18 protein-coding genes are annotated in these 19,756 nt (G+C 58.5%); 13 read left to right on the top strand and 5 right to left on the bottom strand.

Annotated features, from left to right (window positions below):
• The first annotated feature begins 53 nt into the window (after positions 1–53).
• Positions 54–1,457, top strand: coding sequence for an MmgE/PrpD family protein (locus tag FJU30_RS15580; RefSeq protein WP_150435900.1), 1,404 nt, complete (start codon positions 54–56; stop codon positions 1,455–1,457).
• Positions 1,458–1,502: 45 nt separating this feature from the next.
• On the opposite strand, the gene FJU30_RS15575 is transcribed toward FJU30_RS15580, so the two are convergent.
• Positions 1,503–2,330: a transporter substrate-binding domain-containing protein gene (locus tag FJU30_RS15575; protein ID WP_150435899.1), complete on the bottom strand. Its 828-nt coding sequence runs from the start codon at positions 2,328–2,330 to the stop codon at positions 1,503–1,505.
• 1,121 nt (positions 2,331–3,451) lie between these two features.
• On the opposite strand from FJU30_RS15575, the gene FJU30_RS15570 reads away from it, so the two are divergent.
• The 10 genes from FJU30_RS15570 to FJU30_RS15525 all read left to right on the top strand — a co-directional run bounded on the left by FJU30_RS15570 (position 3,452) and on the right by FJU30_RS15525 (position 14,362).
• Complete coding sequence (locus FJU30_RS15570; protein ID WP_150436089.1) at positions 3,452–4,477, top strand: amino acid ABC transporter substrate-binding protein; 1,026 nt, start codon at positions 3,452–3,454, stop codon at positions 4,475–4,477.
• Between the two features lie 71 nt (positions 4,478–4,548).
• Positions 4,549–5,727, top strand: coding sequence for an amino acid ABC transporter permease (locus FJU30_RS15565; RefSeq protein ID WP_150435898.1), 1,179 nt, complete (start codon positions 4,549–4,551; stop codon positions 5,725–5,727).
• 16 nt (positions 5,728–5,743) lie between these two features.
• Complete coding sequence (locus FJU30_RS15560) at positions 5,744–6,838, top strand: amino acid ABC transporter permease (RefSeq protein WP_191091625.1); 1,095 nt, start codon at positions 5,744–5,746, stop codon at positions 6,836–6,838.
• A gap of 8 nt (positions 6,839–6,846) precedes the next feature.
• Positions 6,847–7,608: an amino acid ABC transporter ATP-binding protein gene (locus tag FJU30_RS15555; protein WP_150435896.1), complete on the top strand. Its 762-nt coding sequence runs from the start codon at positions 6,847–6,849 to the stop codon at positions 7,606–7,608.
• Between the two features lie 136 nt (positions 7,609–7,744).
• On the top strand, positions 7,745–8,245 hold the full coding sequence (locus tag FJU30_RS15550) for an acetyltransferase (RefSeq protein ID WP_150435895.1): 501 nt from the start codon (positions 7,745–7,747) through the stop codon (positions 8,243–8,245).
• Positions 8,242–9,177, top strand: a complete 936-nt coding sequence (locus FJU30_RS27235; protein WP_223881610.1) for a GNAT family N-acetyltransferase — start codon at positions 8,242–8,244, stop codon at positions 9,175–9,177. Before FJU30_RS15550 ends, FJU30_RS27235 begins: the two co-directional genes overlap by 4 nt.
• Positions 9,178–9,181: 4 nt before the next feature.
• Entirely contained in the window at positions 9,182–10,285 is a 1,104-nt protein-coding gene (gene ddlA / locus FJU30_RS15540; RefSeq protein ID WP_150435894.1) for a D-alanine--D-alanine ligase, read from the top strand.
• Positions 10,286–10,864: 579 nt separating this feature from the next.
• Positions 10,865–12,871 carry a formate-dependent uric acid utilization protein AegA gene (gene aegA, locus FJU30_RS15535; RefSeq protein WP_150435893.1) on the top strand — a complete coding sequence of 669 codons (2,007 nt, stop codon included), beginning with the start codon at positions 10,865–10,867 and terminating at the stop codon, positions 12,869–12,871.
• Positions 12,868–13,383, top strand: coding sequence for a 4Fe-4S dicluster domain-containing protein (locus FJU30_RS15530; protein ID WP_150435892.1), 516 nt, complete (start codon positions 12,868–12,870; stop codon positions 13,381–13,383). The genes aegA and FJU30_RS15530 overlap by 4 nt, the downstream gene beginning before the upstream one ends.
• A 250-nt stretch (positions 13,384–13,633) precedes the next feature.
• Positions 13,634–14,362: a 4'-phosphopantetheinyl transferase family protein gene (locus FJU30_RS15525; protein WP_150435891.1), complete on the top strand. Its 729-nt coding sequence runs from the start codon at positions 13,634–13,636 to the stop codon at positions 14,360–14,362.
• A 26-nt stretch (positions 14,363–14,388) separates the two neighbouring features.
• Here FJU30_RS15525 and FJU30_RS15520 read toward each other — a convergent pair whose 3' ends face one another.
• On the bottom strand, positions 14,389–15,726 hold the full coding sequence (locus FJU30_RS15520; protein ID WP_150435890.1) for an NCS2 family permease: 1,338 nt from the start codon (positions 15,724–15,726) through the stop codon (positions 14,389–14,391).
• 142 nt (positions 15,727–15,868) lie between these two features.
• Here FJU30_RS15520 and yieH point away from each other — a divergent pair, with 142 nt between their 5' ends.
• The gene (gene yieH, locus FJU30_RS15515; protein WP_150435889.1) at positions 15,869–16,537 is read left to right on the top strand and encodes a 6-phosphogluconate phosphatase; all 669 of its coding nucleotides are present in this window, start codon (positions 15,869–15,871) and stop codon (positions 16,535–16,537) included.
• Between the two features lie 50 nt (positions 16,538–16,587).
• Here the strand turns inward: yieH and FJU30_RS15510 are convergent, their stop codons facing one another.
• Genes FJU30_RS15510 through FJU30_RS15500 form a run of 3 tightly spaced genes read right to left on the bottom strand, consistent with a single transcriptional unit; the run spans position 16,588 to position 18,953 of the window.
• Positions 16,588–17,304 carry an amino acid ABC transporter permease gene (locus FJU30_RS15510; RefSeq protein ID WP_150435888.1) on the bottom strand — a complete coding sequence of 239 codons (717 nt, stop codon included), beginning with the start codon at positions 17,302–17,304 and terminating at the stop codon, positions 16,588–16,590.
• Position 17,305: 1 nt separating this feature from the next.
• Positions 17,306–18,058 (bottom strand): amino acid ABC transporter permease, encoded by a 753-nt coding sequence (locus FJU30_RS15505; protein ID WP_150435887.1) that lies wholly within the window; start codon positions 18,056–18,058, stop codon positions 17,306–17,308.
• Positions 18,059–18,116: 58 nt separating this feature from the next.
• Complete coding sequence (locus FJU30_RS15500; RefSeq protein WP_150435886.1) at positions 18,117–18,953, bottom strand: ABC transporter substrate-binding protein; 837 nt, start codon at positions 18,951–18,953, stop codon at positions 18,117–18,119.
• 315 nt (positions 18,954–19,268) lie between these two features.
• Here FJU30_RS15500 and FJU30_RS15495 point away from each other — a divergent pair.
• On the top strand, positions 19,269–19,756 hold a 488-nt coding region (locus FJU30_RS15495), incomplete at its 3' end, for an Lrp/AsnC family transcriptional regulator (protein ID WP_150435885.1).

Genomic DNA, 19,756 nt, shown 5'->3' with positions numbered 1-19,756 from the left:
TAAAACCGGGTGCTATATTCGTTTTTTTTATAAACAATGGACGGAATTTGCTTATGCCCGTTTCCTCATCATTACCGCTTACGCTGAGGCTGACCACCTTCGCCAGTCAGCTCACGCTGGAGGCGATCCCGGCGGCATTGCGCCAAAAAATCGCCCTGCACTTTATCGACAGCCTCGGCTGCGGCATTGCCGGCGCGGGGAGCAGCGTGGTACGCGACTGCGCCCGCGTCATCCGCGCGCAGTACGCGCCGGGCGACAGTATGGTGCTGGATGGCGGCGCCGCGCTGTCGCCGGTGGGCGCCGCTTTCCTCAACGCCGCCGCCATCAATGCGCTGGATTACGACGACGGCTATGAGATCGACGGGCGAGGCATGGGTCACCCGGGCGCAAGCCTGGTCGGCGCGGCGCTGGCGGCGCTGGGCGCACGTCGCATTAGCGGCGCGGCGTTGATTCGCGCGCTGGTCGCCGCCTACGAAATCAATGGCCGGGTGATCCTCTCTCAGCAGCCTGGCAGCGAACGTTTCCGTCAGGTCTACGGCGTCTGTCAGCATGAGTCGCTGGGCGCGGCGATCGCCTACGGCTTACTCACCGGCAGCGACGCCCGCGGGCTGGAAAATGCATTCGGTCTGGCCGCATCGCTCACCCCGTTGCCCAGCCTGCATAAATACAACTGGCAACAGCGGCCGCTGGTCTCCTTTAAAGACTACAACGCGCCCGCCGCCGAAGCGGGAGTGCGGGGCGTCGAACTGCATTACGGCGGAATAATCGGCCCGCGCGACGTTCTGGCCGGAGAACAGGGGTTCTGGCGGATGATGGGCTCCGATCGCTTTGTCCAACAGCACCTGGTCGGCGGGCTCGGCGAGCAGTGGCTGGCGCAGCACGCCAGCTTTAAAGCCTACCCGGTCTGCCGCTGGCTCCATACCGCGCTGGAATCCTTTGAGCGATTACAGCGGCAACATGCGTTATCCGCGCAAACTATCGATAGCATTCTGGTCACCGGCAGCAGCACGCTGGCGGCGCATTTTGCCGACGCCCGGCCGCAGAATGAAACGGACGCGCAATTCAGTCTCCCGATTGCGCTGGCCTGCCTGGCGCACGGCGTCGCGCGCCAGCGCTGGAGCGCCGACCAGACGCTGGCCGATCCGGCCATCCGGGCCTTCGCCGACAGGGTCACTCTGGTAGTGGATCCTGAGCTCGATCAGTTGATGCGGCAACAGCGCCGTCCCGTCGCCTGGGTACAGGCGGTAAGCGGCGCGCGCCGGTTGACCGGCGAGCGGATCGATTACCCGCTGGGCTGTGAGCAACACCCGTTGTCCAGGCGGCAAATCATGGAAAAATTCGCCGCCAATCTGTCATCACGCCACCCGCCCGCACTGATTGAGCGGGCCGTCGACGCGCTGAACCACCTCGAACAGTGCGCGGACGTCGGCGCGGCTATCGCGCCGCTGCTGAAGTAGGCCGTATCCCGGACGGCGCCCCGTCGGTCGCCGTCCCACGCGCCGTTATTGCCACTGTTCGCGAATAACGGAGGGCACTTTACTTACATCGACGCCGCGCAATTTCAGCGCCTGCTCGTAGTACTGCTGAGTTTTGCCGGACTGATACAATTTAACGAATTCATCGTTCAGGAAGTTGCGGAACGTCGGGTCGGATTCACGGCGAATCGCGCCGCTGGTGCTGACGGAAATTATCGGTTTAGGCAGGATCAGGTTCCCTTTCCCTGTTTTGGCCTGCTGCAGCGCCAGCGCGGGATGGAAATAGGAGAGTCCGTCTACCCGGCCGGCATAAAACGCGGCCACGCCCTCATCCATATTGGTAAAGCGCACCAGCTGCGCCTTCGGCAGACGCTTAGTCAGAATTAAATCCGGGCTGGAACCGAGCGTAACGCCGATTTTGATGTCCGGGCGGTTGAGATCGTCCCAGTTGGCGACCTGAATACCGTCGCGCACCAATACCCCCTGCGCATACCAGAAGAAAGGCTGTTGCGGGAAATCGACGGCTTTCTTGCGCTCTTCGGTCGGATCCAGCACCAGCATGGTATCAATCTGGCCGGTCTGTAAGGCGGCGATGGCGTTGCCCCAGGTGGTCTCTACCGGCACCAGCCTGACGCCAAGATCTTTGGCCAGTTCTTTACCGACGTTATAGCCGATGCCATCCCACTGGCCGGTCGCCGGATCTTTAAAATACCAGGGCTCGCCCTGCGCCACGCCGATACGCAATTCGCCGGTCTGTTTAATGCGTTGCCAGGTCGATGTCTCCGCCGCCTGAGTGAAAAAAGAAGCGGTAACCAGAGTTAACGCCATTAATGCCCGGTGAAGTGAAAGTTTCATTTTTCCCGCCTTATGTTTTTTTATTTTTAACAAAAGTAATTGCGGTTTTAGCGTAACGAATTCGCTATAAGTAAATTAGTCCGTTTCGCATTATGTAATTTCATAAAAATATAAAAGACGCGGCATTATGCGGACAATCGCCGACGGGTTAATTAATCCATCGCGCCGCCCGTTCTCCTTCCGGAAAGAAAAAACAAATCAATGCATTGAAAATAATGGTATTTAATCAGAAGCAAGACGTGGCTGAAGTCTGGAAAATGTCGCGGACAAACGCCCAACATCCCAATATTGCGAACGAAAACGCCATAGCAATTTTTTGAATTAACTTTGCCGTTTTTCGCATTTTATCCACCAAAGCCAAACCGTATAAAAAAGATCATAGCGCTGGCCCATTCGCGACGCGCTATCAGTCAATCTCATCCCCCTGCGATCGGCGGGTTACGGATATATCACCCAATATCGCCGTTATCCTTCACGCTGCCGCGTTACGAAACTTATCCATGAGCCTCATAGTAATAAGGCCAACGCGTTGCGTGGTTCAAAACGATAACGCGCTGGCCTGCAATTCGCGCTCTTTAGCAGAATCATGCCGAAAAAATAGTAAACACGATCAATTTGTTAGCAATATTTATGTTAAAAATTAACAAATACGATAAAACCGAAAGTGCTCAGACAGTGCATCGCCGCTGCCTGTCTCAGGCAAAACGCACATTATTTGTGCAAACGAACAGGCCGTCCGCGACAAAGCGCCATGCGCGACACCTCTTCTGACCTGCGGCAACGCCGCACGATAGCCGCCTTATCTTGCCTTTCGTTCCGTACCGGCCGTCGCCGCCGCCATAAACGGACAGCGGAATCTCCCGGCGAAAAATGCGTTTTGTCGAACGAAACGCACCAAAACAAAGCAACACAACAGATAAAAAAAACATTTTGGCGCACATATTTTTCTTTCACTGCTGTTTTATTCAGCGCTTCTATCAAAATTCTTTGCAGTTAATCACATACCGAAACCTGGCACTCCTTTTGCTTACCCTAAGCACGGCATTCTGCCGGCAGATGGAATAAGCGCAGCTAATGCTGCCAAACACGACAGCACATAACACTCCGGAAAGGACACTATGATGAAAAAAATGCTAATGACGACTCTGGCGGCAGGGATTTCTCTTTGCGCAGCGCTTAATCAAGCCCATGCGGGAACCACGCTTGATGCGATTCAAAAGAAAGGATTTATTCAGTGCGGCATCAGTGACGGGCTGCCGGGTTTCTCCTATGCCGACGCCAGCGGCAAATATAGCGGGATTGATGTCGATGTCTGCCGCGGCGTGGCCGCCGCCGTGTTTGGCGACGCCAATAAAGTGAAATATACCCCGCTGACCGCGAAAGAGCGTTTTACCGCGCTGCAGTCGGGCGAAGTGGATCTGTTGTCCCGTAACACCACCTGGACCTCTTCGCGCGACGGCGGCATGGGTATGCTGTTCACCGGCGTCACCTACTATGACGGCATCGGCTTTCTGGCCCATAACAAGGCCGGCCTGAAGAGCGCCACCGAACTGGATGGCGCAACGGTATGTATCCAGGCCGGCACCGATACCGAACTGAACGTCGCCGATTATTTTAAAACGCATAACATGAAATACACTCCGGTCACCTTCGATCGCTCCGACGAAAGCGCCAAAGCGCTGGAATCCGGCCGCTGCGATACCCTGGCGTCCGACCAGTCTCAGCTGTACGCCCTGCGTATTAAGCTGAACAATCCGGCCGAATACCTCGTCCTGCCGGAAGTGATCTCCAAAGAACCGCTGGGGCCGGTGGTGCGCCGCGGTGACGAAGAGTGGTTCACCATCGTTCGCTGGTCGCTGTTCGCCATGCTGAACGCGGAAGAAATGGGCATCACATCGCAAAACGTCGACGAGATGGCGGCCAAACCCACCACGCCGGATATGGCTCACCTGCTGGGTAAGGCCGGCAGCTACGGCAAAGATCTGAAATTGCCGAGCGACTGGGCGTACAAAATCATCAAACAGGTCGGCAACTACGGCGAAGTGTTTGAACGCAACGTCGGCATGGGCAGTGAACTGAAAATCAAGCGCGGCTTAAACGAACTGTGGAACAAGGGCGGCATCCAGTACGCGCCGTCTGTTCGCTAATCGTTTTAAGACAAACGGGCACGGCTGACCTGCGGCCGTGCTCCGGGTTTTATCGTGACTGAGGTTTCGACATGTTGCAACGCCCACCCGTGAAAAGGGATTTTTCGCTGACCAATCCAGCAATGCGTGCCTGGCTATATCAGATCGCGGTGGTCATCGCCGTGCTGGCCATCGCCGGCTATCTGTTACACAACACGGTCACCAACCTGGCGCAACGGGGAATTACGTCCGGCTTCGCCTTTCTTAATAACAGCGCCGGTTTTGGCATCGTTCAACACCTTATCGACTATCAGCAGGGCGATACTTACGCTCGCGTTTTCGTCGTCGGCCTGCTGAATACGCTGCTGGTTTCGGTCATCTGTATCCTGTGCGCCTCGCTGCTGGGATTCGTGGTCGGTCTGGCGCGCCTGTCCGACAACTGGCTGCTGCGCAAACTGTCCGCCATTTACATCGAAACCTTTCGCAATATTCCGCCGCTGCTGCAGATTTTCTTCTGGTATTTCGCCGTATTGCGCAACCTGCCGGGCCCGCGCCAGGCGGTTAACGCATTGGATACGTTGTTCCTCAGCAACCGCGGCCTGTACATGCCCGCCGCACAGTTCGGTCCGGGCGCGCTGCCCGCCGCGCTGGCTATTCTGATCACGCTGGCCGTCGCCTTCATGCTGATCCGTCGCAATAAGCGCCACCAGATGTTAACCGGCCAACAGCGCCGGGCCTGGCCGCTGACGCTGGCGACGCTGGTCGTGCTGATCGGGCTGTCGCATCTGCTCTTTGGCCACGCCCTGCTGTGGGAATTCCCCGCGCTGCGCGGGTTCAATTTTAACGGCGGCATGGTTTTGATCCCTGAACTGGCGGCGCTGGCGCTGGCGCTCTCGGTGTACACCTCGTCGTTTATCGCCGAAATCATCCGCTCCGGCATTCAGTCCGTCTCGCACGGACAGCAGGAAGCGGCGCTGTCTCTGGGCTTACCCAAATCCGTTACGCTGCGTAAGGTGATTCTGCCCCAGGCGCTGCGCGTCATCATCCCGCCGTTAACCAGTCAGTACCTGAATATCGTCAAGAACTCTTCGCTGGCGGCGGCCATCGGCTATCCCGATATGGTATCGCTGTTTGCCGGCACCGTACTTAACCAGACCGGCCAGGCGATAGAAACCATCGCCATGACCATGTCCGTCTATCTGGCGATCAGCCTGCTGATTTCACTGCTGATGAATATCTATAACAGGAAAATCGCGTTAATTGAGCGCTAAAAGGACCAGGGTGACCATGACGACTCGAGCACCATTACCATCGACCGCCACGCCGGTTCAGCGCGCCATTTTCTGGCTGCGGCGCAACCTGTTCTCCAGCGTGACCAACAGCGCACTGACGCTGCTCTGCCTGTGGCTGATATGGCAACTGCTGCCGCCCCTGCTGAACTGGGCGGTCTTCAACGCCAACTGGTCCGGCGCTACCCGGGCGGACTGTACGCGCGACGGCGCCTGCTGGGTGTTTATTCACGCCCGCTTCAGCCACTTTATGTATGGCCTGTACCCGGCCGAAGAGGTCTGGCGCATTAATTTCGCGCTGGCGCTGGCGTTGCTCACCATTCTGCCGATGTTCTGGCGCGCCATTCCCTACCGCGGCCGTTATATCGCCGGCTGGTGCGTGGTCTATCCGCTGGTCGCCTGGTGGCTGCTGTACGGCGGCTTTGGCGGCCTGACGCTGGTGGAAACCCGCCAGTGGGGCGGACTGACGATGACCGTCATCATCGCGGCCATCGGCATCGCCGGCGCGTTGCCGCTCGGCGTTCTGCTGGCGCTCGGCCGGCGATCGCAAATGCCGATCCTGCGCATGCTGTGCACGGCGTTTATCGAGTTCTGGCGCGGCGTTCCGTTGATTACCGTTCTGTTTATGTCATCCGTGATGCTGCCGCTGCTTCTGACCGAAGGCACCTCGATCGATAAGCTGCTGCGCGCGCTGGTCGGCGTGATTCTGTTCCAGTCCGCGTACGTGGCGGAGGTGGTGCGCGGCGGACTGCAGGCCCTGCCCAAAGGCCAGTACGAGGCCGCGCAGTCTCTGGCGCTCGGCTATTGGCGCATGCAGGCGCTGGTGATTCTGCCGCAGGCGCTGAAGATGGTGATCCCCGGCCTGGTCAACACCATCATCGCGCTGTTCAAAGACACCAGTCTGGTGATCATCATCGGCTTATTCGATTTATTCAGCAGTATCCAGCAGGCCACGGTAGACCCCAGCTGGCTGGGCATGTCAACGGAAGGCTATGTCTTTGCCGCGATAATTTACTGGATCTTCTGTTTCAGTATGTCGCGCTATAGCCAGCATTTAGAAAAACGTTTCGATACCGGACACAAATCGCACTGAGGTCACCCATGAACCAGAATTCAGCACTCGCCCATGACGGCCACATGATCACGCTGGAAAACGTGAATAAATGGTACGGACAGTTCCACGTCCTGAAAGATATCAATCTGCAGGTGAAACAGGGCGAACGCATCGTATTGTGCGGCCCGTCCGGCTCCGGTAAGTCGACCACCATTCGCTGTATCAACCATCTGGAAGAGCACCAGCAGGGCCGGATTACCGTCGACGGCATCGAACTGGACGGCGACGTGCGCAATATTGAGAAAATCAGAACCGAAGTCGGCATGGTGTTCCAGCACTTCAATTTGTTTCCGCATCTGACGGTTTTGCAGAACTGCACGCTGGCGCCGTGCTGGGTGCGGCGGATGCCGAAGAAAGAGGCGGAAGAACTGGCGATGCACTATCTGGAACGCGTGCGCATCGCCGCGCATGCGCACAAATTTCCGGGCCAGCTGTCCGGCGGCCAGCAGCAACGCGTGGCGATCGCCCGCTCGCTGTGCATGAAGCCTAAAATTATGCTGTTCGATGAGCCGACCTCGGCGCTGGACCCGGAAATGGTAAAAGAGGTGCTGGATACCATGCTGGGTCTGGCGGAAGACGGTATGACCATGCTGTGCGTCACCCATGAAATGGGGTTCGCCCGCACCGTGGCCAACCGGGTAATCTTTATGGACCAGGGGGAAATCGTCGAGCAGGCCGCGCCGGATATCTTCTTCTCGCAGCCGCGTTCGGAACGCACCCAGGCTTTCCTGTCGCAGATTCTGCATTAAGCGCTCGCGCCGGGCCTGCCGGGAATCGCCAACAGGCCCGGCCGCGCGGCCAGCGCACCTGCCGCTTGAAGTATGACGGGGATATGGGCTTTAATGCCGGAAACCCCGTCACCGCAGATGGTTACAGGAAGGCTCTATGGCTGAGATCGACATACAGATACGCGCCGCCGCCGCGGCCGATAGCTCGCGTTTAATCGACATCTGGCGCGGCAGCGTGCGCGCCACGCATGGCTTTCTGACGCAGGACGATTTTGACCAGATAGACGCCGAGCTGCGCGAACGCTATTTTCCCGTCGCCTCGCTCTGGGTGGCTACCGACGGCCGGCGGCGGCCGGTCGGCTTTATCGGCTTAACGGAGTCGCACATCGACACGCTGTTTATCGACCCGGCCTGGCGTGGAAAAGGCGTCGGCCGGCGGCTCATCGCGCACGCCATCCGCCTGCGCGGCGCGCTGACGGTTGAAGTTAATGAGCAAAACCCACAGGCGGTCGCGTTCTATCAGCGGATGGGCTTCGCCACCGCACGCCGTTCCGCGCTTGACGGCGCCGGCCGACCTTACCCGCTGCTGTATATGAGCCGCCCCGCAGCGTCGGCGTCCTCCGGCGCTGCGCCAGTCAGAACAGGACGACAGCCATGAACCCGATAGCGCATGTTGAAATCCCGGTCAGCGATCTGCGGCGGGCCATGCATTTCTATCAGAGCGTATTCGGCATCGCCTTTACCGATAGCGCGGAGATTCACGGTAACCGAATGGCGTTTTTCCCCTTCAGCGAGGGAGAAGACGGAGCCAGCGGCGCGCTGGCGCAGGGAGAAGTCTATGTGCCGACGCAAGACGGCGCGATTGTCTACCTGCGGGTCGACAGCATCGCCGACGTTATCGCCCGCGCGCGACAGTTGGGCAGCGAGGTGCTGTTCCCGGAAACGTCGATCGGCGAACAGGGGTCGGTGGCCGAAATCAGCGATAGCGAAGGCAACCGCATCGCACTGCAGTCGCCGCCGGCACAGAGCGGCCCAGACATCGCCCCCGTCATCACCGACCGCCTGCGCCTGCGGCCGTTCGCGCGGGAAGATCGCGCCGCCTGGGCCGACTGGAATTCCCGCCCGGACGTGTACCGCTTTCTGCTCCGCCACGCGCCGCAGGGCGACGCTCTGGCGACGCGCTTTCAGTCCATTCTCAACGCCGGCCATCGCTTTCATCAGGACGGCGATGAGCTGCGGCTGGCGGTCGAACGCCGCGGGGACCAGGCGCTAATCGGCGAGGTGGTGCTGAAACTGACCAGCCAAAGCGCGGGCCAGGCCGAAGTCGGTTATATTTTCAGCCCGAGCGTCATCGGTCAGGGCTATGCGACGGAGGCCGTCCGCGCCATGATTAGCTTCGGGTTCGCCGCCTTTGGCTTTCAGCGCATCTTCGCCCGCCTTGACGCCGGCAACATCGGCTCGGTCGGCGTACTGGAGCGGCTGGGGCTACGGCGCGAAGCGCATTTGCTGCAGAGCAGCTATTTCGATGGCAGCTGGAGCGACGAATATATTTATGCCATTCTGCATCGGGAATGGTCCGCAGGAGAATAGCACCATGAGTGAGAAAAAAATCCAGGTCGGCATCGTGTTCGGCGGCAAATCGGCCGAGCACGAAGTCTCTCTGCAGTCGGCTAAAAATATCGTTGATGCGATCGACCGGCAGAAATTCGAGGTCACGCTGCTCGGCATTGATAAAGACGGCGAGTGGCACATCAACGATGCGTCCGGCTACCTGCTGAATGCGGAAAACCCGGCGCTGATCGCCCTGAACCGCTCCAGCCAGAACGTCGCCCTGATTCCGGGCCAGGAACATCATCAGCTCATCGAAAGCCATAACGCCCGACCGCTGTCGCAGCTCGATGTTATTTTCCCGATCGTTCACGGCACGCTGGGGGAAGACGGTTCGCTGCAGGGCCTGCTGCGCATGGCCAATATTCCGTTTGTCGGCAGCGGCGTGCTGGGCTCGGCCGTCAGTATGGACAAAGACGTCGCCAAACGTCTGCTGCGCGACGCCGGTCTGCAGGTCGCGCCTTTTGTTACCCTGACACGCGCCAACCGCCAGCGCTATCCGTTCGACGAGGTGAGCGGCCGGCTGGGACTGCCGTTGTTCATTAAGCCGGCCAACCAGGGATCATCCGTCGGGGTGAGCAAAGTCAAAAATGCGGCTGAGTTCCAGGCGGCGCTGAATCTGGCCTTCGACTACGACCATAAAGTACTGGTGGAGTCGGCTATTCGCGGGCGCGAAATCGAGTGCGCCATCCTCGGCAATGACCATCCGCAGGCCAGCGTATGCGGCGAAATCATCCTGAGCGATGAGTTCTACTCCTATGATACAAAATACATTAACGAACATGGCGCGCAGGTAGCCGTTCCGGCCAGACTGGATCCGGCGCTCAATGATCGCATCCGGGACATCGCGATTCAGGCCTTTCAGGCGCTGGAGTGCCAGGGGATTGCCCGCGTGGATGTGTTCCTCACCGAGGATGAACAGGTTATTATCAACGAAATCAACACGCTGCCCGGATTCACCTCGATCAGCATGTACCCCAAACTGTGGCAGGCCAGCGGCGTCTCTTATCCCGAGCTGATCACCCGACTGATCGAACTGGCGCTGGAACGCCACCAGCAGGACTGCGCGCTAAAAAGCTCGGTGCGCTGAACGCCCGGCGTCTCGCCGGGGGAATGTCGTGGCCTCCATTTCCCCCGGCGCTCCTCTAAACAGATTTAAAAAAGAGTGATTATCATTACCATGTGATAATTTTCTCTTAACTCCATTTTTACATGTCCTGCGTCAAAGTTACATCCGAAATGAGCCTTTAGGATGAGCGTAGCTGACAGGGCGGATGGTGGCTTTTTCTCCCAGCGAGAACGTTAATTTTCGCCCTTCTGAATACTTTCTGAATTGTCCGGTCATCAAAACACCCAATAGCCTTCAGGATATGGAAAAGCGGTAAGTGAATAAATGCTTAACCGCCGGCAAAAGCAGCAGCCGGAGCGACAATGCCGCCCGCGGCGGATTGGCGCGCGGCTTGCCGCGGCCCTGAAAGGGTGAGGCCCAGGGAGGGGCTGAGTCATTGAACAAATCCCGTGCGCTCACAGCCTGAATAATCCTGAGCGCACGCAGAGAAATGTGCGCCATGAACGGCGCTCGCGAACCGGCACAACACCAAAAAAAACTTATACGGCACGGCACGGTCTCTGACCGCGTCATTGATATTATTGTTTCACTGGAGTGAGTATGAATCGGTTTATCATTGCTAATGCTCAGCACTGCATCGGTTGCCGCGCCTGCGAAGTCGCCTGCGTCCTCGCGCACAATAATGATACCTTTCCCGAACGGGCCGACGCTTTCCAGCCCCGCATTCAGGCTTTTCATTCCGATCGCGTACATACCGCGGTAACCTGCCGCCACTGCGAAGACGCGCCCTGCGCCAGAGTATGCCCGACCGGAGCTATCGTCAGAAACAACGATAGCGTTCAGGTGATTAAAGAGAAATGCATCGGTTGTAAAACCTGCGTACTAGCCTGTCCGTTCGGCGCCATGTCGCTGGTCAGCGCACAAGGCCCATCGCATAACGACTCGACAAGCTGGGCGCAAAAATGCGACCTGTGCGGCGAACGCGCTCAGGGGCAAGCCTGCGTGGAAAGCTGCCCAACGCAGGCGCTGCGCCTGGTCAGCGAACAGGATCTGGTCGCCGAACGACGCGAAAAACAGCGGGCCGCGGCGCTGCGCGGCGCACCAGGTCAGCAACGCGCCGCGCCGACGCCAGCGGAGTCGACCGGCCCGCTGGAGAAACGGCGTCAGTGGCCGCGCCGGGATGCGCGCAAAAAATCGCTCGAGCAGCGCAAAGCCACTTTCGATGAAATCTATCACGCCTTCGACGCCGCTCAGGTCGACGATCAGGCCAGCCGCTGCCTCCGCTGCGGCAAACGCGCAATTTGCGAATGGACCTGCCCGCTGCATAACGCCATCCCCCGCCTGCTGCAGCTAGCGAAACAAGGGCGCATCATGGAAGCGGTGGAGCTGTCTCACCAGACCAGCAGCCTGCCGGAAATCTGCGGCCGCATCTGTCCGCAGGACCGGTTATGCGAAGGCGCCTGCACGTTGAACCAGGCGTCGGGAGCCGTCACCATCGGCAACATCGAACGCTACATTACCGATACCGCCCTGTCTATGGGCTGGAAACCCGATCTGAGCCGGGTGGAGCCGAGCGCCAAACGCGCCGCCGTCATCGGCGCCGGGCCTGCCGGACTCGGCTGCGCCGATCGTCTGGCGCGCCATGGCGTTCAGGTGACCGTGTTCGATCGTCACCCGGAGATCGGCGGTCTGCTGACGTTCGGCATCCCGCCGTTTAAGCTGGATAAACAGGTGCTGGTTCAGCGACGCAAACTGTTTAGCGATATGGGCATCCGCTTTGAGTTGAATACCGACGTCGGCACGGACATTTCGCTGGCCCGCCTGCTGGACGAGTTCGACACCGTGTTCATCGGCGTGGGCACCTACCGCTCCATGAAAGCCGGGCTGGAGAACGAAGACGCGCCCGGCGTATACGACGCGCTGCCGTTCCTGATCGCCAACACCAAACGGGTGATGGACCTGCCGGAATTGCCCGAACAGCCCTATGTCTCAATGGAGGGGAAAACCGTGGTGGTGCTCGGCGGAGGCGACACCGCCATGGACTGTCTGCGCACCTCGCTGCGCCAGGGCGCAACGCGCGTGACCTGCGCCTACCGGCGCGATGAGGCCAACATGCCGGGTTCGAAAAAAGAGGTCAAAAACGCGCGCGAGGAAGGGGCGGAGTTCCTGTTTAACGTACAGCCGCAGCAAATTTGCCTCAACGCGCAGGGCGAAGTCAGCGGCATCCGCCTGATCCGCACGGAACTGGGCGAACCGGACGCCAGCGGGCGCCGTCGACCGCGCCCCATCGCCGGCTCGGAGTTCGTCCAGCCCGCCGACGCCGTCATCATGGCCTTCGGCTTTCAGCCGCACAGCATGCCCTGGCTGAAAGAGGCGCAAATCGAACTGGATGACTGGGGACGCATCAGCGCACCGCTGCCCGGGCTAACCTCCCACCCGCGTATTTTCGCCGGCGGCGACGCCGTACGCGGCGCCGATCTGGTGGTCACCGCCATCGCCGACGGACATAAAGCCGCGCGGGAAATGCTCGACGTCATGGGACTGAGGAGCAGCCCGCAGGCGGCGCCAGCCGCGCCCCCCTTACCGCAGGAGGAAAGCATAAAATGAATCAATTCGTGATTGCCGACGCCAGCCTGTGCATTGGATGTCGCACCTGTGAAATGGCCTGTGCGGTCGCCCACGCCGGAGGCGGCAGCGCCGCCATGCGGCCCGAGCACTTCTTCCCGCGGCTGAGCATGGTAAAAAACGCGCAGATCAGCGTGCCGGTGATGTGCCGCCAGTGCGAAAATGCGCCCTGCGCCAGCACCTGCCCAAACGAGGCGCTGGTACGCCACCATGACAGCATCCAGCCGATCCAGTCCCGCTGCATCGGCTGTAAAAGCTGCGTGGTCGTCTGCCCGTTCGGCGCCATCAACGTAGTCATGCGCGCGGATCAGCAGCCGGCGCGCAGCGAAGTGCACAAATGCGATCTGTGCGTCGGAGTGGCGGACAGTCCCAGCTGTGTGGCGGTCTGCCCCACTTCGGCATTAAAATGGGTGAAAGCCGCCGATCTGCAGCAAACTATCCGCGACCGGCAGGCGCTTTCCGCAAGGGAAAGCGCCGATATGGCGCGGTGCTAATTCTGGCGCGGCCCGTATGCCGGGCCGCCGCCGGACAATATGACGCCCGCCTCCCCCGGTTTTATCTTTTACTCTAAAAAAGCAGAACAATAGAAACTATAATAATGGAAAGGAAGCATAAATCGACAATTTATCCGTAGTTTTACCTTTAGAAAATATTTTATATCTAATACCTGCTCACGTTACCGCTTTTTTCATGTATGATTTTCGGCACATCCTTTCGCGCATATTTTACAGCCATGGAGTAAAAATGACCTGTCATTTTGTCAGGTGGACCAGCATGGAGGCCCTGCCGGATTTACAACGCTTACCTGATGATGTGATTTCATCGACGCATGCCTTTTCCATAAAACAGCGGGAGCGTTTCCTGAAAAGTCGGGCGCTGCTGGCGGAAATGATGTTTTACTTCTTTGGCTACCCGATGTTGCCCAGAATGTCGACTCGCCTCAACGGACGCCCCTGTTTTGCCGACACCCACCTGCCGGACATCAGCATTGGCTACGCCGGGAATACCATCGGCATTATGCTCAGCGAGGAAGGAAAGGTCGGGATGGATATCGAGCTCGTGCATGTCAGGGCCGCCAGCCAGGCGCAAACCAGCCGACAAGACTATTCGCAGGCGGAAAAAATCTGGATAGACGCGCAAACCGATCCGCTGGAAGCCGCCACGCAGTTGAACACGATCCGTCATGCCGTGCTGAAAATCGCGGAAACCTGCCCCGGCCCGCAGGAGAGTTTAAAACTGCACCCCGCCTCCGGCCGCCTGCGCATCGGCTCGCTGCCGGCGGTGGAAGTGATGAGCGACGTCGATGATTACCTTGCCTGGGCCTGCGCGCATACGCCCATGCTAAATCGCCTGGTGCTGTGGAACTATACAGCCAACGACGGACTGACTAAAACCGGCGAGATTCTACAGCAACATCCGCAATCGCTGCGCTACATGAGGCTGACCAGCCATTCAATGGAAAAAGCGCGCTGAGCGAAACCCCCGGCGCGCCGTCAATCTTAGTGGCCGTCGATAAAGACGAACTTCAGCAGGAACAGCAGCGCCACCACCACCACGCAGGGGCTGATTTCCCGCCAGCGGCCGGTACCCAGCTTCATCACCACATAAGAAATAAAGCCCAGCGCAATCCCTTCGGTGATGGAGAAACTAAACGGCATCATTACCGCGGTAATGAACGCCGGCACGCTCTCGGTCAGATCGTCCCACTTGACCCGCGCCAGGCTGGAGGTCATCAGCACCCCGACGTAAATCAGCGCGCCCGCTGCGGCATAAGCCGGCACCATACTGGCCAGCGGAGAAAGGAAGATCACCAGCAGGAACAACAGACCGACCACCACCGCGGTTAAACCGGTGCGTCCGCCAACCGATACGCCGGAAGAACTTTCAATATACGCGGTCACGGACGACGTACCGATAAACGACCCGGCGACCGAGCTGATGCTGTCAACGTACAGCGCCTGCTTCATACGCGGGAACTTACCGCGCGCATCGACCAGTCCGGCCTTGTCGGTCACGCCGATCAGCGTACCAGAAGAGTCGAACAGGTTGACCAGCATAAAGGAGAAGATCACGCCCGCCATCCCCAGATTCAGCGCGCCGGCCAGATCGACCTGCCCGACCACCGACGACACGCTCGGCGGCATAGAAAAGACGCCGGTATATTTCACGTCACCCATCAGCCAGCCAATCAGCGTAGTAACGATGATCGACACCAGCACGGCGGCGTGAATGTTGCGCGACGCCAGAATAGCGATAATGAAGAAGCCCAGCGCCCCCAGCAGCACGCTGTGCGAGGTCAGGTTGCCGATCGTCACCAGTGTGGCCGGGCTGGCCACGATGATGCCGGCGTTTTTCAACCCCATCATGCCAATGAACAAACCGATCCCGCTGGAGATCCCCAGACGCAGGCTCAGCGGAATATTGGCTATCATCCAGTAGCGAATACGGAATAAAGTCAGCAGCAGAAACCCGACGGCGCCCCAGAAAATCGCCCCCATCGCCACCTGCCATGACATCCCCATCGCGCCCACCACCACAAAAGCGAAAAAGGCGTTCAGACCCATCGCCGGCGCCAGCGCCACCGGAAGGTTGGCCAGCAACCCCATAAAAATACTGCCAAAGGCGGCGATCAGACAGGTCGTGACGAACACGGCCCGGGTATCCATACCGGCGGCGCCCAGAATCTGCGGGTTGACGAACACGATATACACCATGGTCAGAAACGTCGTCAGACCGGCAATCGTTTCCGTACGCGCCGTTGTGCCATGCTGCCTGAGCTTAAACACGCGCTCAAGCAGGCCCTGCTCTGCGGCAAGGCCGGATTGTGATTTGTTCATTATCTGTAATCCAAACAAAGAAAGGAGGGAATTGCTTTGGTATCCTATACCAAAATTCTCGCGGATTGCTGTGGCGTTGCGGTTTTTTTTCACCGCTCTCCGTCGGCGCGATCCACTCCCTCTTCTCAACAAGGATTTATCCATGTCGCGCATTGAATGTGTCTTTTTTGACTGCGACGGTACGCTGGTGGATAGTGAAAAGCTGTGCAGCCAGGCTTACGTCAATACGTTTATGTCGCAGGGAGTCCAGCTGTCGCTGGAAGAGGTTTTTCGCACCTATAAAGGCGTTAAGCTGTATGAAATTATTGCCCGCGTCAGCCAGCAGTACGGTCTGAATATGCCGGTCGATAAAATGGAGCAAATCTATCGGCAGACATTAAAACAGCTATTCGACCAGCATCTCCGGCCGATAGCCGGCGCCCGAGAACTGGTGAAATCCCTGAGCGTCCCGACTTGCGTGGTTTCGAACGGGCCGGTCAGCAAGATGCAGCATTCGCTGGGTCTCACCGGGATGCGGGAATTGTTTGGCGATCATCTGTACAGCGGTTATGACATCGGCAAATGGAAACCCGATCCGGCGCTGCTGTATTACGCCGCCGAACAGATGGCGGTGGCGCTCGAACGCTGCATTCTGGTGGAAGATTCGCCTTCCGGCGTACAGGCCGGCATCGCCGCCGGTATCCCGGTATTCTATTACTGCGCCGACCCCCATAATCCGCCGATCCACCACCCGCTGGTTACGGCGTTTGATGATATGGGCGAACTGCCGCAGCGATGGCGGGAACGCGGCTGGTCGATTACGGCCGGCTGAAGGTTAACCCGCCGGCGTTTAGTCAGGCCGGCGGCGAGTATGATAACGTCTCATTGCGCGGCCACTGACGCCCGTTTTAACCGACGACTGCGCGGACTAAAGTGGCGGTTAAGGCCGTTGGCCAGCAGGTCCAGCGTCATACACAGCAGGAAATAGACCAGCGCGATAAACAGAAAGACCTCCATCGGGTACACCATGCTGCGGTTGTTGACCTGGGTGGCCAGAAAGGTCAATTCGCCCACGCCGACAATGTAGGCCAGCGACGTATCCTTAATCAGCGAGATCCACTGGTTGATAAACGACGGCACCATCATGCGCAGCGCCTGCGGCAAAATAACGTGACCCAGCACCTGCCAGCGATTAAAACCCAGCGACATACCGGCCTGCCACTGGCCGCGGCCGATAGCCACAATACCGGCTCTGACGCCGTGAGCCAGATAAGCGGAAGCGATCAGCGCCAGCGCGCAGATCACGGTGGTGATCTCCGGGATCTCGACGCCAAACAGCACCGGCAGCAGGAAGTAAGTCCAGAAAATCAGCATAATGACCGGAATGGCGCGAAAGAAGCCGAGAAACAGCGCCAGCAGCGCCGCCGGCCAGCCGCGAAACATCGCCAGCCCGATGCCCAACAAGGTGCCCAGCACGGCGGAGGCCAGGCCGGCGATAATACTGATCGCCAGCGTCAACGCCGCGCCGCCGAGCGGCCCGTCCGGGAACGTGCCCCACAGCAGGTAGCCGAGGTTGTCGTAAATCACGCTAAAATCCATTTCAATGCTCCCAGGACTGAGAACGCTGTTGACGCCACTGGCCCCAGCCTTCCAGCAGCGCGATGATGAAGATATACAGCAGCGTCGCCACGCCAAAGGCCTGGAAGGTGCGCAGGGTTTCCGTTTCCACCTGACGCGAAGCGTAAGACAACTCCGCGACGCCAATGGCCATGGTCAGCGACGAGTTCTTAATCACATTCATGTATTGCCCCAGCAGCGGCGGCCGCGCAATTTCCAGCGCCTGCGGCAAAACCACATAGCGCATCGCCTGCCAGCCGGTTAACCCCAGCGCCTGCGCCGCGTACTTTTGCCCGCGCGCCACGCCGAGAATGCCGGCGCGCGCCTCTTCGGCGATAAACGCGGCGGAGTACAGCGTTAACGCCAGCAATCCCGCCAGAAACTCAAACGACGGCCACGCGAGAGAAACGCCGGCAAGGCCGACGCTATGCGGTGTATTGAGCCACTGCATCAGCGCCGAGGGGAAAAGCTGCCCGGCGCCGAAATACCAGAAAAAAATCTGCACCAGCAGCGGGGTATTGCGAAACAGCGCGCTATACACCATTGCCGGCCAGCGTAATAGGCGCAGCTGGCTATCCCTGGCCGCGGCCAGCGCCAGTCCCAGCGCCGTGCCGAGGATCACCGTACAGAGCGACAGCCACAGCGTGATCAGAAAACCCTGCCAGAGCCAGCTAAGATATTGCGGCGCCAGCAGCCAGTCGCTCACTATGTGTAATGCGGTATCGGTCAGTTTCATAAACGACAACGCCCTCCGCAAGGCAGAGGGCCGAAGAGTCCTTAGTTAACCCGATTCGTCAGGATTTAGGTTGCTGATCCAGCGGAGCAAACTTGAAATCGCCGCGCGGCTGAGCGGATTTGGTCTCTGGTCCAAACCAGCGGTTATATATTTTTTCCGCTTCGCCCTGCTGTTCCAGCTTCAGCAACGTCTGGTTTATCGTGGCCGTCAGGCGCGTTTCGCCTTTTGGAATGCCGACGCCCTGGTACTCTCTGGTGATGCTGAACGGAGAGATTTCAAATTCAGCCTTTTGCGCGGCCGGTACGTTGGCCAGCAGACCAACCAGTTTGGCGTCATCCTGGGTAATCGCCTGGACGTTGCCGTTGCGCAGCGCGGTAAACGCCAGCGGCGTATCGTCATAGGAGATAACTTTCGCTTCGGGGTAGTGTTCGCGCAGAGTGATTTCCTGCACGGTGCCTTTATCCGCGCCAATGCGCAGCGTTCTGATATCTTCAGGGGTCTTCAGCACGCCTTTGCGCGCGATGAATTTCTGGCCGGTGGCGAAATAAGGAATACTGAAATCGACCTGCTTCGCGCGCTCATCCGTGATGGTAAAGTTGGCCGCAATCAGATCGACCTTTTTCGAACTCAGCAACGGAATACGGTTGGCCGGATTGGTGGCGCGCAGTTCAACCTTTACGCCCAGCGCCTGACCGATGGCTTCGGCAATATCCACGTCATACCCGACCAGCTTTTTGCTCTGCGCATCGATATAGCCAAACGGCGGGTTGCTGTCGAATACGGCGATTTTAACCACGCCGGCTTTCTGAATATCATCCAGCTTATCCGCCTGCGCCGCGCCAGATGTCAAAACCAGCCCCGCCAGCAGCGTTAACGCGAAAGTACGCCCTTTCATATCATTCCCCTAATCCTTCAGAATAAAGTGATGATACGCTACCAGTTCGCCGGGCCGGCATGAAATAACATAAAAAAATATAATATAATCTTATTTCACCCAGGCGTATTGTTCGCCTGCGGCGACAAGCGTCTGGCCGCCCACCGAGCCGGGTCGACGCATTTTTTCATTGCTCATTACTGTCGTTCAGATTAATTTTTCATGCCTCTCCGGTAAACCTTCGCGCCATTCATGACAAAAAACAGCCAAATGACAAAATTTTTGTCATTATACAGTGCTAAAAAGCATCTCCGTATGGCCGAGAGGACATCATCCATGAAAGCTCAACGGACTGGCGCCGTGTCGGACGGCGAAGAGAAAAAGACCCGGGAACTCGACCGCTTCGATATCGCCATCCTGCGCCTTTTGCAGGCGGATGCCGCTATATCCAACGTCGCGCTGGCGGAAAAAGTCAACCTCAGCCCGCCGGCCTGCCTGCGGCGGGTAGAGCGCCTTAAACAGATAGGGCTGATCAAAAACGTCGTCGCGCTGCTCGACCCGGAGGCGCTCAACGCGGGTCTGGTGGTATTGATCGGCGTCGTGTTGGATCGTTCGACGCCCGGCTCGTTCGAAGATTTCGAAGCGGCCGTTCAGCAAATCAGCGGCTGTATGGAGTGCCATGTGGTTACCGGCGAGTTCGACTATATTTTGAAGATCCGCACGCGGGATAACCAGAGCTTCAACCGTCTGCACGCCGAACAGTTGCTATTCCTGCCGGGCGTACGTCAGGTTCGCTCGTTTATCGGGCTGCGGGAAGTGCTTTC

This window comes from Affinibrenneria salicis, assembly GCF_008710095.1.
Note: the sequence above shows the minus strand (reverse complement) of the source record. Positions and strands in the feature narration are given on the sequence as shown.

Coding starts and splice junctions, on each gene's coding strand:
- FJU30_RS15580 (WP_150435900.1), top strand. CDS start 54: ATGCCCGTTTCCTCATCATTACCGCTTACGCTGAGGCTGACCACCTTC.
- FJU30_RS15575 (WP_150435899.1), bottom strand. CDS start 2,330: ATGAAACTTTCACTTCACCGGGCATTAATGGCGTTAACTCTGGTTACC.
- FJU30_RS15570 (WP_150436089.1), top strand. CDS start 3,452: ATGAAAAAAATGCTAATGACGACTCTGGCGGCAGGGATTTCTCTTTGC.
- FJU30_RS15565 (WP_150435898.1), top strand. CDS start 4,549: ATGTTGCAACGCCCACCCGTGAAAAGGGATTTTTCGCTGACCAATCCA.
- FJU30_RS15560 (WP_191091625.1), top strand. CDS start 5,744: ATGACGACTCGAGCACCATTACCATCGACCGCCACGCCGGTTCAGCGC.
- FJU30_RS15555 (WP_150435896.1), top strand. CDS start 6,847: ATGAACCAGAATTCAGCACTCGCCCATGACGGCCACATGATCACGCTG.
- FJU30_RS15550 (WP_150435895.1), top strand. CDS start 7,745: ATGGCTGAGATCGACATACAGATACGCGCCGCCGCCGCGGCCGATAGC.
- FJU30_RS27235 (WP_223881610.1), top strand. CDS start 8,242: ATGAACCCGATAGCGCATGTTGAAATCCCGGTCAGCGATCTGCGGCGG.
- ddlA (WP_150435894.1), top strand. CDS start 9,182: ATGAGTGAGAAAAAAATCCAGGTCGGCATCGTGTTCGGCGGCAAATCG.
- aegA (WP_150435893.1), top strand. CDS start 10,865: ATGAATCGGTTTATCATTGCTAATGCTCAGCACTGCATCGGTTGCCGC.
- FJU30_RS15530 (WP_150435892.1), top strand. CDS start 12,868: ATGAATCAATTCGTGATTGCCGACGCCAGCCTGTGCATTGGATGTCGC.
- FJU30_RS15525 (WP_150435891.1), top strand. CDS start 13,634: ATGACCTGTCATTTTGTCAGGTGGACCAGCATGGAGGCCCTGCCGGAT.
- FJU30_RS15520 (WP_150435890.1), bottom strand. CDS start 15,726: ATGAACAAATCACAATCCGGCCTTGCCGCAGAGCAGGGCCTGCTTGAG.
- yieH (WP_150435889.1), top strand. CDS start 15,869: ATGTCGCGCATTGAATGTGTCTTTTTTGACTGCGACGGTACGCTGGTG.
- FJU30_RS15510 (WP_150435888.1), bottom strand. CDS start 17,304: ATGGATTTTAGCGTGATTTACGACAACCTCGGCTACCTGCTGTGGGGC.
- FJU30_RS15505 (WP_150435887.1), bottom strand. CDS start 18,058: ATGAAACTGACCGATACCGCATTACACATAGTGAGCGACTGGCTGCTG.
- FJU30_RS15500 (WP_150435886.1), bottom strand. CDS start 18,953: ATGAAAGGGCGTACTTTCGCGTTAACGCTGCTGGCGGGGCTGGTTTTG.